At 51.4% G+C, this 13,381-nt stretch carries 12 protein-coding genes and 1 tRNA gene; 8 read left to right on the top strand and 5 right to left on the bottom strand.

Going from position 1 to position 13,381, the window contains the following annotated elements; all coding sequences use genetic code 11:
• Positions 1-14 precede the first annotated feature (14 nt).
• The 3 genes from J2Z18_RS25175 to J2Z18_RS25165 all read right to left on the bottom strand — a co-directional run bounded on the left by J2Z18_RS25175 (position 15) and on the right by J2Z18_RS25165 (position 2,935).
• On the bottom strand, positions 15-1,223 hold the full coding sequence (locus tag J2Z18_RS25175) for an MFS transporter (RefSeq protein ID WP_007129507.1): 1,209 nt from the start codon (positions 1,221-1,223) through the stop codon (positions 15-17).
• Positions 1,224-1,397: 174 nt separating this feature from the next.
• Positions 1,398-1,994 carry a TetR/AcrR family transcriptional regulator gene (locus J2Z18_RS25170; protein WP_007129508.1) on the bottom strand — a complete coding sequence of 199 codons (597 nt, stop codon included), beginning with the start codon at positions 1,992-1,994 and terminating at the stop codon, positions 1,398-1,400.
• A 173-nt stretch (positions 1,995-2,167) separates the two neighbouring features.
• Positions 2,168-2,935: a polysaccharide deacetylase family protein gene (locus J2Z18_RS25165; RefSeq protein ID WP_028406164.1), complete on the bottom strand. Its 768-nt coding sequence runs from the start codon at positions 2,933-2,935 to the stop codon at positions 2,168-2,170.
• 191 nt (positions 2,936-3,126) lie between these two features.
• On the opposite strand from J2Z18_RS25165, the gene J2Z18_RS25160 reads away from it, so the two are divergent.
• The 4 genes from J2Z18_RS25160 to J2Z18_RS25145 all read left to right on the top strand — a co-directional run bounded on the left by J2Z18_RS25160 (position 3,127) and on the right by J2Z18_RS25145 (position 5,540).
• Positions 3,127-4,008, top strand: a complete 882-nt coding sequence (locus tag J2Z18_RS25160; protein ID WP_210095543.1) for a glycoside hydrolase family 25 protein — start codon at positions 3,127-3,129, stop codon at positions 4,006-4,008.
• 206 nt (positions 4,009-4,214) lie between these two features.
• Positions 4,215-4,300 (top strand) — tRNA-Leu (locus tag J2Z18_RS25155).
• Positions 4,301-4,430: 130 nt separating this feature from the next.
• On the top strand, positions 4,431-5,117 hold the full coding sequence (locus tag J2Z18_RS25150) for a uracil-DNA glycosylase (RefSeq protein ID WP_028406163.1): 687 nt from the start codon (positions 4,431-4,433) through the stop codon (positions 5,115-5,117).
• A 27-nt stretch (positions 5,118-5,144) separates the two neighbouring features.
• Positions 5,145-5,540, top strand: a complete 396-nt coding sequence (locus tag J2Z18_RS25145; protein ID WP_007129512.1) for a hypothetical protein — start codon at positions 5,145-5,147, stop codon at positions 5,538-5,540.
• A gap of 102 nt (positions 5,541-5,642) precedes the next feature.
• Here the strand turns inward: J2Z18_RS25145 and J2Z18_RS25140 are convergent, their stop codons facing one another.
• Together J2Z18_RS25140 and J2Z18_RS25135 are read right to left on the bottom strand one after the other, a co-directional pair.
• Positions 5,643-6,719 carry an AI-2E family transporter gene (locus tag J2Z18_RS25140; RefSeq protein ID WP_007129513.1) on the bottom strand — a complete coding sequence of 359 codons (1,077 nt, stop codon included), beginning with the start codon at positions 6,717-6,719 and terminating at the stop codon, positions 5,643-5,645.
• Between the two features lie 116 nt (positions 6,720-6,835).
• The gene (locus tag J2Z18_RS25135) at positions 6,836-7,174 is read right to left on the bottom strand and encodes a L,D-transpeptidase (RefSeq protein WP_007129514.1); all 339 of its coding nucleotides are present in this window, start codon (positions 7,172-7,174) and stop codon (positions 6,836-6,838) included.
• Between the two features lie 190 nt (positions 7,175-7,364).
• On the opposite strand from J2Z18_RS25135, the gene J2Z18_RS25130 reads away from it, so the two are divergent.
• From J2Z18_RS25130 to J2Z18_RS25115, 4 genes are all read left to right on the top strand, one after another.
• Positions 7,365-9,188 (top strand): cache domain-containing sensor histidine kinase, encoded by a 1,824-nt coding sequence (locus tag J2Z18_RS25130; RefSeq protein ID WP_210095542.1) that lies wholly within the window; start codon positions 7,365-7,367, stop codon positions 9,186-9,188.
• Positions 9,181-10,692, top strand: a complete 1,512-nt coding sequence (locus tag J2Z18_RS25125) for a response regulator transcription factor (protein WP_007129516.1) — start codon at positions 9,181-9,183, stop codon at positions 10,690-10,692. The genes J2Z18_RS25130 and J2Z18_RS25125 overlap by 8 nt, the downstream gene beginning before the upstream one ends.
• 126 nt (positions 10,693-10,818) lie before the next feature.
• Complete coding sequence (locus J2Z18_RS25120) at positions 10,819-12,300, top strand: ABC transporter substrate-binding protein (protein ID WP_007129517.1); 1,482 nt, start codon at positions 10,819-10,821, stop codon at positions 12,298-12,300.
• Positions 12,301-12,449: 149 nt separating this feature from the next.
• Positions 12,450-13,379: an ABC transporter permease gene (locus tag J2Z18_RS25115; protein ID WP_167324103.1), complete on the top strand. Its 930-nt coding sequence runs from the start codon at positions 12,450-12,452 to the stop codon at positions 13,377-13,379.
• Positions 13,380-13,381: the final 2 nt, after the last annotated feature.

Raw genomic sequence — 13,381 nt, 5'->3', positions numbered from 1 at the left:
AAGCCTAGCCTGAGTCATCCGCGTTCCTGAACTGCGGTTTCTGTCGCCGTCCAGGCTCTTCCGGCTCTCATAGCAAGAATGAAGCATAGGATCAGGACAATCGATGCCGAAATATACGGATAATTGATATCAAGGTCGAATAAATAACCTGCGACCAGAGGCCCTGCAATATTGCCGAGACTGGTGTAGGCCGAGTTCAGACCGGCCACATAGCCTTGCTGGTCGCCGGCCAGCTTCGACATCTGCGTTCCGATGGCCGGACGCAAAATATCGATGGACAGGAATACAAGGAACGTCACCAGGAAAATGAGCCAGTACTTGTGCACAAACAGCGTGAGCAGGATGCAGATGCCGGCTGTAATCAGACTGATCGTAATAACTCTCTTCTCGCCGAACCGGTTCAGAATCCAGCCGAAGATGGTCGCCTGGACAACAGCCCCTGAGATCGATCCGAATGTAATGATCATGGCGATATCCGTCGGCGTGAAGCCGAACTTATGGTCGACGAACAATCCGAATACCGTTTCGTAGTTGGCAAGACCAAAAGACAGTACGAATACGATGATAAGACTCAGGAAATACGGCTCCCGGTAGGAACGCGCCAACTGGACCGCAAGGCTAGGCTGCTTTTGCCCAGGCGAGGCTTGTACCTGCTTCTGAGCGGCCGATTCCGGCAGCATCAGCAACGTGATCAAGGCGGCAACCGCGCCTGCAACGGCAGCGGCATAGAATGGTACGCGAATGCCGAATTCGGCGATAAAGCCGCCGATGCCGGGACCGATGATGAATCCGGTCGTAATGGCAGCGTTGATGAAGCCCATGCCTTTAGCCCGTTCTTCTTTCGATGTAACATCGGCCGTATAAGCCATAACGGCAGGCATAATCAGCGCTGCGCCAATCCCCCCCAGCATTCTCGAAGCAAACAGCAATACAGGCGAATTTGCGACCCCGAACAGCCATTCCGAAAGGGCGAACACGAGCATTCCGGCAATAATGATTCTTTTGCGGCCCATATTGTCGGACAGCCTTCCGGCGAGCGGAGAGAACAGCAGCTGTGTGAGTGAGAAGGCGGCAACGAGCATGCCTACCGTGCCTCCGCTGATATGCAGCTCCGACATGTAGGTCGGCATGATCGGGATGACAAGCCCGATGCCGGTAAAAACAAGAAAGATATTAAACATGAGGAGCAGAATGGCTCCATTATGACGTAGTAACAATGACATGATGACATTTCCTCCAAAAGTTGAAAATTCCAGTGTGCATAAAATGGTTCCTTTTTATATACTGACTGTTCGGTTTGTATGAATGTGTAACCGGGTGCCTGAAATAAACCGACTGTGCTTGTAAGAGACAGGGGAAGCAGCCCGCCTGTTTGACGGATCGCCGCAGCGGCAGAGCTATTTTTTGGCAATTCCGTGCAGAAATACATGCATGGCCGAGTGATATACCGGAAGCGCGTCGGACAGCTTGGTGATGCGGGTTAACTGGCACAAGCCGGCGAGCAGGCTTTCGAAAATGATGGACAGATGCTCGACATTATGTTTCTCGAACTCGCCCGACTCAATTCCCTGCAGCAGCAATTGTTGATTGAATTCCAGCCGCTTATTGAAAATATCGGAAATCTTCTGTTCAACGTCTTCGGTCGCAGCTTCATTATTCGTTATAAATTCATCGAGCGCCTTGGTGAAGGGATGGTTAAGGTCATCCTTCACCAGCTGCTCCGCCATGCGGAACAGTTTATCCATGGTGGTCGTGTACTGCTCTTCCGTGCTCATCCATTTCTGAAACCATTCCAAGTCCCATTCCTCTATAAGATGAAGAAAGAGGCCTTCCTTGCTCTTGAAATGATAATAGATATTTCCTTTGCTGCTTCCGGTCGCGTCAACAATATCCTCGATGGACGTGGATTTATATCCTTTTTGCATAAACAGGGCTTTTGCGGCTTCCGCAATCCGTCGCTTGGTATCTTCGCTTTGCTGCTGCTTTTTGTTCATTGGCGCCTCCCTGTATGAATTCAACGATTATTTTATTATACTGAACGTTCGTTCTGTATCTTATCACGAGGTACGGGGACATTCAAGAGAAAAGTGTGCGGCCAGCGTCCCGAATGTAAAAAACCGCCATCATGGATGGCAGCGTCACGGATTGCGGCATATCGTCCTTGGACTTAATGGTTTACCTCAATATGCTTATGCGATTTTTCGTGGTAGGACAACAGCTCGGTTACAGTAACAAACGAAAAGCCCCGTTCCTTAAGCTCCGGCAGAATCTTTTTGAGCGCTTCGACCGTCTGGTCGCTGCCCGGTACGAAATCATGCATGAGTACGATGTCGCCGTTGCGGGCGTTCTTCAAGACTGTCCGCACGATGGCATTCGCGCCAGGTTTGCGCCAATCCAGCGTATCCTGATGCCAGGACCACAGGACGGTAAGCATTCCGACCTCCTTGCTCGCGCTGACGATTGCATCGTTATATCGTCCTCCGGGCGGGCGAAACAAGACAGAGCGGATCCCCGTCGCTTGATAAATGGCATCCTGTGTCTTGGTCAATTCCTTCCTCAAGGCATCTGCCCCAATATTATAGAACGGAGGATGGGAGTAGGAATGGTTGCCGATCTCATGACCTTCATCCAGCGCACGGGCAACGATTTCGGGATGCTTCTCGACGCGGCTGCCCACCACGAAAAATGTCGCTCTGGCATCGTACTGCTTGAGCAGGTTGAGAATTTGTTCCGTATGCTCCTTATCAGGGCCGTCGTCAAAGGTAAGGGCGATTACTTTATTGCTGGTCGGCACCTCCCATACAATATCGCCGCGCTCCTCGTAGTAATCCCTCTTCTTGGCCGAGGAAGGCATTTGATTGGCATCGGCATGACCGTGAATAACGCCGAATGCTGCGATCAAGGTTAGAAGTAAAGCAATGGCTTGTCTGTTCATGATGTCCCGTTTCCTTTTCTATGCATGTATTCTTGGCATCTGGCAGCGGGCTGCAATTCCTCCTTATCCTTTGGAGAATCTGCTCAAAATATTCCGGCACCCGTCATAACCCGGCGGCAAAAAATCCCGAATGGTGCTCGCCCTATCCGGTGCTTCAGCATATGGTAATAGGAGAGAAGGAGTGATGACCGATGCAATCCAGAAGCGTTTCGCATGCGCGAGGAATCGATGTAAGCCGGTGGCAGGGAAGCATTGATTGGAAGCAGGTTCGGGAAGCTGGGATATCATTTGTTTTCATCAAGGCCTCTCAAGGGAGCTCGCTGGAGGACCCGAAATTTGCAGAAAATGTGCAGGGAGCTAAGGCCGCGGGCTTGCTGGTCGGTGCCTATCATTTTCTAGGGGCGGCGAGCGCTGCGGCGGCAAGGCAGGAGGCGAAGCATTTTGTGGAAACGATGAAAAAAGCAGGCCCGCTAGCCTGGTTCGATCTCCCGCCGGTGCTTGATTATGAGAATAATCCGGCAGGGATCAGCCGCGCAGCCATCAATCAAGCTGCCGCTGCCTTCCTTGAAGAAGTGGAACGATTGACAGGAAGGCAGCCCATTCTATATACCGGCAACGCGTTTGCGGCCAATTTCGATGAGTCTTTGGGCAGGTATGACCTGTGGATTGCAAGGTACAGTGAAACCCGAGTCCCGGATGACCGTCCCGCTTGGAACAAGTGGACCTTCTGGCAATACACCGATTCCGGACGGATTAACGGCATAACGGGAAAGGTCGACCTCAATGTTTATGCCGGCACCTTGTCAGATCTGAAAGCGTACGCCTCCCAGGGGAACACTGGAAATGGCGCGGCAGGCTCGTTTGGAGGGATTCGTGAAGTCAGTCCTTGGGCTGAAGCGAGCTGGCGGGAAGCGGTGGAGAACGGCTTTTTCGACGATGCCCGTCCCGGTGACCCGATGACGCGTGAAGAGGCAGCCGTTCTGGTGAACCGGCTGCTGCGCGAGCTGCGGCAGCGGATTGAGGCACAGGAGAGACGCATCGAGTCGCTTAAACGGGGAACAGACATATTATAAGGAAAACATCGTTGAAAAGCAGGTGATGCGTAAAATAATAGAGTTCATATATTGACATCATATGGTTAGGCATGGTATTATCATTTTTGTCGCTGAGACGAAAAACTCGCACGAATAATGTATGAAACTTCCGTTGTTCGGCATGAATCCCATGCGGTGATTCGGCATTAAGCGAAGTTAAATCGCTTGACAGCGCAGCAATATTTGCCGGGGTGGCGGAATTGGCAGACGCACAGGACTTAAAATCCTGCGGTAGGTGACTACCGTACGGGTTCGACCCCCGTCCTCGGCATTATGACTCAACGCCCGAGTATTTATGAGAATAAGTCGGCCCCCTGCAGGGTGCCGGCTTATTTTTTAAGATACCCATACACATATTTCGAAGTCCAGCCCAGGGATGTAGGGAGAGTAGGAGCATGCGGTTGTTTAATAATGATTGGGACCTGATCCTGCAGGAAGAGACGGACAAGCCGTATTTCAAAGAACTGCTTGAACGGATCGACGAGGAGTATCGGCTGCATACGGTCTATCCGCCGAGGGATGAAATTTTTCGTGCTCTTCAGGAGACGCCATATCAGTCCACCAAAGTGGTCATTCTCGGACAAGATCCATATCACGGACGGGGACAGGCGCAAGGACTTAGCTTTTCGGTCCGGCCAGGAGTTACAATCCCCCCATCACTGCGCAACATTTACAAAGAGCTGGCAGCCGATCTGGATGCCCCGATTCCGGATCATGGATCCCTGATCGCTTGGGCCAAGCAGGGCGTTCTATTGTTGAACGCCGTGCTCACAGTCAAGGAAGGAGAGCCCAACTCCCATAAAGGGCTAGGTTGGGAACAGTTCACGGACGCGGTCATTTCGAAATTGAATGAACGGGAGCAGCCAACGGTTTTCATTCTTTGGGGAAGCTATGCGCAGAAGAAAGGGGCGTTTATCGACCGAAGCCGGCACCTCGTTCTGGAGAGCGCCCATCCGAGCCCCTTTGCTGCACGTAAAGGTTTTTTCGGTAGCCGTCCATTCTCAGCTTCAAACGCATATTTAATCCAGCACGGGATGGCCCCGGTCGATTGGGTCATTCCTAGCACCACGGACATTGGGGATGAATAATCCGTAAGAGATGAAGAGGTGACCTTCATGAAGCATTGGATTGGCCGTCATGTAGTCATTGAGCGTTTAGATGGGGGCAGAACGACGGTGGAAGGCATTCTGAAGGGGTGGGATCCGGTGCAGGAGAAGGCGATCCTTGGACCGGACGAGCTCGCGATTCCGTTTCGCGCCATTCACCGTATCATGCCCAAAACAGCTTATCCGGTGTTGAATTCCATCGGGTATTCGGTGCATCATACCATTCAATTCGATAATGCCGTATACTTCGGATCATGCGTCATGGTGTGGAGAGGGAACCGGCTGATCCATCCGAAGGCCGTTCTCGCATCCCATGACGAGGAAACCGTGACGCTCACAAGCGGACAGCGGCTCCGCAAGGACGAGCATCACTTCGTTGTCCGCTCTCTCCGGGGCAACGCGTAAGCGGTACGCAGATTACGAAATGAAACGAAAAGATGTCCCCCAGGCCCTGATTTCCTAAGTGGAATAAGACCTGAGGACATCTTTTTTTGCGTGCGCGGGGCTCTATAATTCATCCACTTTCTCGGCCAAGAACATTTCATAAATCCGCACCACAATGATCTTGATGATCATATAGGCTGGGATGGCGAGCAGAATGCCGAGGATGCCGAAGAAGTCGCCGCCGACGAGTATAAGAACAATGGTTGTCAGCGGATGGATATCGAGCTGCTTGCCATAGATCACCGGCGTCAAAATATTATCCTGAATCTGTTGAGCAATAATAATGACGACAAGGGACCAGATGGCAATGGAGGGCGATTCGATAAACCCGATAATGACGACGGGGATGCTTGCAAGCACCGCGCCGATGTATGGAATGAAATTCAGGAAGAACGAAACGACCGTCAAGAGCAGCGAATAAGGAAGACCGATGATCAAAAATCCGATATACATGAGCAGGCTCAGAATAAGATTCAAAATCACTTTACCGATAATAAAGCTGCTGAGCGCGCCGTCGATCTCGACGAGAACCTCCTGCCCGTCGCGCCGGTAGCGTCTTGGCAGCACGCTGAGCAGTTTAGGGGGGAGCTTCCCGCCTTCCTTCAGCATGTAATACAGAATAATCGGGATCGTTGCAATGATGACAAGCACGCTGGACACAACGGTAACCAGATGATTGACAGAATTGCTGACCCAATTAATGATTCGGTTCATGTATTCGGTCAAGGATGTCGCGAGCTCCGATTCGGTCGGGATAAAGCGGGACCAGTACGGCGCCTGCTGCAGCTGGTCAAGCTGATCCTGCATGTCCTCGACCAGAAACGGCATATGGCTGATGAAATTCTCGATCTGCTCCCGCAATGTCGGCCATACGACGATGCCGAAGATGGCCATCAGGCCGGCGAATACGAAGTACAGCATGAGCACGCCGATCGATCGTTTGATTTTGCGCCGTTCCAGGTAGTCCACAATCGGCCTAAGCAGGTAGTAGAAGAAGCCGGCGATTGCCACCGGAAAGATCAGCATATTGAACATGGAAACGATCGGGCGGAACAGGAAGCTGACTTTGGAGCCCAAGTAAATGATCAAGAGCAGGGCGATTATACCGAGGCATGTACGAAAATATTTGCTCTGCATCATGGCAATCCCTCCATAACGGCGAATAATAGTTAAGGTAAAGTACCGTTTAACAGTTGTATTTAACCCATTTGGCGGGATTTGAAATCATCGGAGGATTGCCGCTTGTTATTCGTAAGCTATTTTCGAATGGTGACACGGGTATGGACAGGCACGAGGGAAGCGAGCTCAAGCACATCCTTGTTATACATACGCACACAGCCGTGGGAAACCGATCTGCCGATGGATGAGGGATCGTTCGTCCCGTGGATGCCGTAATGCGGCTTGGACAGTCCGAGCCAGTAGGCGCCATAGGGCCCGCCGGGATTGGGCTGCTTGTTCACGATCGTATAATTGCCCGGGGGCGTCTGGGTTGCCAGCTTTCCGAGAGCCACCGGGTACGTATGCACGACGATATCTCCGTCCAGCAGATGCAGCCGGTAATCGGATATATCCACGATAATGCGATATTTCGGCATCAGCATTCTCCTTTCTTCTGATCATGCTATGAGAGCAAGGGTGCATCCGCCCCTCGAAGCCCCAAAATAGGCAAATGCTGACTTCACCGAATTGGCGAATATTTCAATTATTGCGCTTTCCCTGCCGATGTTATAGTAAGTACAGATAGACCATGCAAAGGCGCTAATTTCACAGGAAGGGGATCACCTCATGTCTCCTGCAGGATTGTACCGGAAATATATTAAAAACAATATGTTCACCAAAATATTGCTGCTGATCGCCGTGATTGCGGTCATTACGATCGTGGCCTTATCTTATTTAATGTACTATTTCTTGTTTCAGTCTGCTGTCCGCAGCGAGCTGGACGTTCAGCGTGGAGCTGTGGAGCGGGTCGAGCGGTATGTCGATCAAAAGTACGAGAACGTGCAGTCCTATGTTAATGAGCTGTACCGGAACAGCTCGCTCGGTCTGGACGCTTCCTATTTCCTCATGAGTTCGTTTAACGAGTATATGGCGAAGCGGATGGACCGGATCGTCGACAGCACCCAGTCCAATACGGACAGCGTGCTGGCATACTTCAAGCAGAGGCTCGACGATGATCCGGATATCCAGAACATCATGCTGTACAGTGCCGAGGAGCAGTATGTATACGTCTACAAGCAGGGTAGCATGACCCGGCTATATCAAGCCAACGCTACGCGATCCTATATTCCTGATGTGATGGCGATGGAGACCCAGAGCGTCACGCTGCCGAATCTGTGGCTGCGGAAGCTGACCGGAGATGCCAGCGTGCCTTTGATATCCATTCGCAGTCCGATCAATGACATGACGACGTACAAGAATCTGGGCCAGCTGCTTGTGCTGTATCGGACAGAGGCGCTGGATAAGGTCCTGCGAAGCAATGAAACCGAGATGAAGGGCTATGTCATGATCCTGTCGGGGGACGGCCAGGTCATGTTCGACTCTTCGGGAAAATATTACGGACAGAAATATCCTTACACGGACCAATTGGGGAAAGTGAAAGATACCGCTGCGCTGGAAGAGGAATCGTATGTGACCACAGCCGTGCACAGTCAAGCGGGATACACGGTCGTCGGCATTACGCCCAAACGCGAAATTGCCGGTGCCTTCGAAGGACTGCGGAACACGATCATTGCGACGGCGCTGCTGTGCATTGTGGTTGCCGTGTCCATTCCGTCGCTCATGATCGTCAACTACTCGAAGCGCACCAATAACATCATCCGGTTCATGCGCAAGGTCGAGAAGGGCGATTTTGTGGCCCGGATCCAGGATGCGAAGGAGGATCAGCTCGGACAGATTTCCAGCAGCTTCAACGAAATGCTAGACAAGCTGACGAGGTATATCGACCAGGTCTATAAAGCCGAGATCAACCAGAAGAACGCCGAGCTGTCGGCGCTGCAGGCGAGAATCAATCCGCATTTTCTATACAATACGCTTGAAGTGATCCGGATGAGGGCCTTGTCGCAAGGGGCTCAGGATGTCGGGGACATGATCTACAGCCTATCTATGCTGTTCAAGAATATCGTTCAGCATAAAACCAGATACACGCTCAAGGATGAATTGGAGGCATGCCGGCTCTATCTGGAGCTGTTCCGCATACGGTACAAGGACAAATACATTTATAAAATGTACTGTGACGAGCAGATCAAGGATGTGCCGATGATCAAAATGTCGCTGCAGCCGCTGATCGAAAATTATATTGTCCACGGCCTCCGGAGCGAGCGGGACGACAATGTCCTCTCAATATCCGCGGAGCTGAAGGATCAGGAGATTTGGATCGAGATTCGGGATAACGGTAAAGGAATAGAGCCGGAGCAGCTCGAGGAGATCAGATCCCGGCTTGCGCTGGCCGAATCGAGCGGGGAGTCATTCGGTCTGCGGAGCGTGAACGATCGTTTGAAGCTGACGTATGGACAAGCCTACGAAGTGGACATCCAAAGCGAGCCGGACGAAGGTACGGTCGTAACGATCCGTATTCCGGTTACAGAAGAGGAGCTGAACCGAGTTGTATAAAGTTTTTATCGTCGATGATGAGCCGTTTATTATTGAAGGATTATATGATGTCGTGGATTGGTCGAAGTATGGAATTGAGATTGTAGGGCATGCGGAGAACGGGCGCCAAGCGCTGGACAAAATGATGATTATCCCGGTCGACATCCTGATCACGGACATATCCATGCCCGTCATGACCGGACTTCAGCTCATCGAGGAGGCCAGAAAGCTCAATCGCAATCTGAAAGTCATCATCCTAAGCGGCTTTGACGATTTCGCTTACTTGAAGGAAGGGATGCGGCTCGGCATCGAAAACTACTTGCTGAAGCCGATCAATCTGAAGGAGCTGGAGGAGACGATTGCCAGCACGATCGACAAGATGAACAACGCCCGCAGGGAGATGCGGCTTGACGAATATGATATGAACATCCTGCGAAGCAATATATTGTATCGCTGGATTACGGATCGCATCGAGCCGGAGGAGCTAAACGAGCGGGCAACCCTGCTCGGTTTGAACCTGAATATGCCTTACCTGATGGTATCCATCCTAAGGGCGGATTTCCCTCCGCTGGAGACGATGCTTCGCGATTTGATGGAACGGGAACAGGGCGTGATGTACTTCCGCGACAATGACGGGGACCATGTCTTGATCTTCATGATGAGAGACCCGGATACGGAAAAGGCAAGGGCGGTCCGGCTGCTTCAGCAGGTGCGGGAGCAATGCTACGACGAGGAAATCTGCATCTCGCTCGGGAGCGTGCAAAGCCTCGGCGCAAATTACCCGGACAGCTATCTCCATGCCAAGGAGGCGCAGGAATACTATTTGCTGCTGGAGCAGCCGGCTTATGTGGACTACGTGGATGTTCAGCTGAAGAAAGGAGAGGCCTCCGAATCTTATAACGTGCAGTGGCCGGAGTATGCCAAGGGCATCGCGGCAAGGGATAAGGATACGCTGTTCCGTCTGATCGACACGGATTTTGAAGGGCTCCGTCACACGCAGGGAATGAATCCGGCAATTTTGAAGAGCATTGCTGTCGAGATGGTCATTCGGCTCAAGCTGGAGCTGAACGATATTCAATATACCGCTGCACCCGATTTTGTGAAGAATACGGTCCATGAAATTATGGAGTCCATCTCGATCGATGATCTGATCGCGGCCGTCAAGGGCGGAGTCGGCGGTCTCGTCGATTCGCTTACGAATGATGTGAAGAGTCCGGTCATCCAGCAGATTCTTCATCATATCCAGCTGCGGTACAATGAGGATCTGTCCCTCAAGGTGCTCGGTGCCCAGTACCACATTCATCCCGTTTATTTGGGCCACCTATTCCATAAGGAGACGGGTGACAGCTTTACCGAGTATATTAACCGGTACCGGATCGACAGAGCGAAGGAGCTGCTGCGGACAACCCCGATGAAAGTCCAGGATATTGCGAAGCAGGTGGGCTATTGGGAAACCGGTTACTTCTATAAACAATTCAAAAAATTCGTTGGCGTATCGCCAAGAGATTTTAGAGGAATGCTCTGATTGATCGAATCAGAGCTTTTTCTTTATTTTCACCAGTAATCCTTTAATTTTTCGCCTATATGAAACTGCTTTCATCAGATAATCTTAATGGTGTAGAGATACTGAGATTCAAAAGGGAGGATTCACATGAGTAAATCGAAGAAAAAATGGCTCTTGCCGCTGACGCTTTTGTTATCCGCTTCAATGCTGTTGTCGGCATGCGGAGGCAAGAAAGAAGGAAGCGCTGGCAGCACTGAAGGAACGGCCGAAAAGCCGGTTGAGCTGATCTGGTACACGATCGGAACGCCGCAGAAGGACGTCGACAAGGTTGAAGCTGAGATCAACAAATATACAGCTGAAAAAATCGGCGTTACGATCGACATGAAAATGATCGATTTCGGTGACTACAACCAGAAGATGCAGGTTATGGCAGCATCCGGCGAACCGATGGACATCCTGTTCACAAGCTCCTGGGCATTCGATTACGTGCAAAACGCGCGTAAAGGCGCATTCCTTGAGCTCGACGAGCTTCTGGAAACCCATGGAAAAGGCATCAAAGAAACGATTGACCCTGCGTTCCTGGAAGGCTCCAAGGTCGATGGCCACAACTACGCGATCCCTGCCAACAAAGAGCTTCCAGCACAAGAGGCATGGCGCTTCAACAAAACGCTGCTTGATAAATACAATCTCGATATCTCCAACGTAAGATCGATGGAAAGCCTTGAGCCGCTGCTCAAAACGATCAAGGAGAACGAGCCGAACGTCGTTCCGCTGGCGATCAGCAAAGACTTCGGACCACTGCTTCCATTCGACTACATCATCGAGAAAATGCCGATGGCCGTTTACCTGGATGACAAGGAAGAGCTGAAGGTTGTAAACTTCCTTGAAATGCCGGAAACGTTGGAAACGCTCAAATTGATGAACAAGTACTACAAAGCGGGATACATCTCCCCTGAAGCAGCAACAACGACTTCTACGCAGGATCTGATGACATCGGGCAACTGGTTCGCCGACCGTGCCGCTACACAGCCGTTCGCGGACAACCTGTGGAGCCAAAGCTACGGCTATCCGGTCGTATCGACGCCTGCCGGCGATGCCACGATCTTCAACTGGTCCGTTATGGGCTCCATGCAGGCGATCTCGGCCAACTCCGAGCATCCTGAGAAAGCGATGGAGTTCCTGAACCTGCTCAACACCGACGTATATCTTCGCAACCTGGTGGATTCCGGTATTGAAGGCGTTCACTACAAGAAGCTTAGCGAGAACGTAATGGAGAACCTGCCAGAGTCGAAAAACTACGACATGCCGACCTTCTCCCTCGGTAACGTCATGCTGACGTACCTGAACCCTGAAGATCCTGAGAACAAATGGGAAGAGTTCAAGAAGTTCAACGAGTCCGGTAAGCCTGCACCGCTGCTTGGTTTCAACTTCGACCCAACCAAAGTGTCCACAGAGCTCGCTGCGGTCAACAACGTAAAAGAAGAGTTCTGGGCGCCGCTGATGACAGGCACGGTTAACCCTGAAGAGTACCTGCCTAAAGCGAACGAGAAGCTGAAAGCTGCGGGTCTGGATAAAATCATCGCCGAGGCGCAAAGCCAAATCGATGCATGGAAAGCAAACAACAAGTAATAGAATTCCCTCGGCCTTCCGGCCTGCTGTTCGCCCCTTGATGGGCGGCAGGCCGGCCTTAAGGGCCGAAACACTGGACGGGGCGGCGGAATATGACCGCCCTTCTTTTGTCATTTCATACTTCACGAGGAGGGGTAAGCGTGAGAGCAATCGGACAGTTTTTCAAAAATCTTATGACAAACAAAGCCATGCTGTTCATGGTTTTGCCGGGGACGCTGTGGTTCCTCTTATTCTCATATTTGCCCATGTTCGGGACGATTATTGCGTTTAAGGAATACCGCTTCAGCCGGGACGGCTTTTGGGCCAGTATCGTAAACAGCGAATGGGTCGGATTCCAGAACTTTAAATTTTTGTTCAGCACAAACGATGCGTACATTATTACACGGAACACGGTGCTGTATAACTTTGTCTTTATCATTCTTGGGCTGCTCTTCTCGGTGGCGCTGGCCATCGTGTTGTCCGAAATCGTCAACAAGCGTCTGGCGAAGGTGTACCAGACCGGCATGTTCCTGCCATACTTCCTGTCCTGGGTTATCGTAGGATACTTTGCGTTCAGCTTCCTGAGCATGGACAAAGGGATGCTCAACCAAATTCTCGGCTGGTTCGGCATGGAACCGGTGCAATGGTACTCCGAGGCCAAGTATTGGCCGATCTTCCTGACGCTGATCAGCTTGTGGAAATCGGTAGGATATAACAGCGTCGTGTATCTCGCTGCGATCATGGGGATTGACAAGTCTCTGTACGAAGCAGCCATGATTGACGGCGCGAACAAGTGGCAGCAGATCAAGGCGATCACGATCCCGATGCTGAAGCCGCTGATGACCATTCTGACGCTTCTTGCGATCGGCAAAATATTCTACGCCGACTTCGGTCTGTTCTACCAGGTGCCGAGAGATTCCGGAACCTTGTATTCGGTAACGAACGTAATCGATACGTATGTATACCGCGGTCTGAAGACGACCGGAGAGATCGGAATGAGTACGGCTGCAGGCCTGTACCAATCGGTTGTCGGATTCATCCTCGTCCTCGTATCCAACTATATCGTACGGAAATATGACCGGGATAACGCATTGTTCTAAGA

Source organism: Paenibacillus lactis (genome assembly GCF_017873605.1).
GTDB classification, from domain to species: Bacteria; Bacillota; Bacilli; order Paenibacillales; family Paenibacillaceae; genus Paenibacillus_AQ; species Paenibacillus_AQ lactis.
Note: the sequence above shows the minus strand (reverse complement) of the source record. Positions and strands in the feature narration are given on the sequence as shown.

What these genes read in the sequence shown, in the direction of transcription:
- J2Z18_RS25170 (WP_007129508.1), bottom strand. Translation starts at nt 1,994, where the DNA reads ATGAACAAAAAGCAGCAGCAAAGCGAAGATACCAAGCGACGGATTGCG.
- J2Z18_RS25120 (WP_007129517.1), top strand. Translation starts at nt 10,819, where the DNA reads ATGAGTAAATCGAAGAAAAAATGGCTCTTGCCGCTGACGCTTTTGTTA.
- J2Z18_RS25175 (WP_007129507.1), bottom strand. Translation starts at nt 1,223, where the DNA reads ATGTCATTGTTACTACGTCATAATGGAGCCATTCTGCTCCTCATGTTT.
- J2Z18_RS25130 (WP_210095542.1), top strand. Translation starts at nt 7,365, where the DNA reads ATGTCTCCTGCAGGATTGTACCGGAAATATATTAAAAACAATATGTTC.
- J2Z18_RS25160 (WP_210095543.1), top strand. Translation starts at nt 3,127, where the DNA reads ATGCAATCCAGAAGCGTTTCGCATGCGCGAGGAATCGATGTAAGCCGG.
- J2Z18_RS25165 (WP_028406164.1), bottom strand. Translation starts at nt 2,935, where the DNA reads ATGAACAGACAAGCCATTGCTTTACTTCTAACCTTGATCGCAGCATTC.
- J2Z18_RS25140 (WP_007129513.1), bottom strand. Translation starts at nt 6,719, where the DNA reads ATGATGCAGAGCAAATATTTTCGTACATGCCTCGGTATAATCGCCCTG.
- J2Z18_RS25135 (WP_007129514.1), bottom strand. Translation starts at nt 7,174, where the DNA reads ATGCCGAAATATCGCATTATCGTGGATATATCCGATTACCGGCTGCAT.
- J2Z18_RS25145 (WP_007129512.1), top strand. Translation starts at nt 5,145, where the DNA reads ATGAAGCATTGGATTGGCCGTCATGTAGTCATTGAGCGTTTAGATGGG.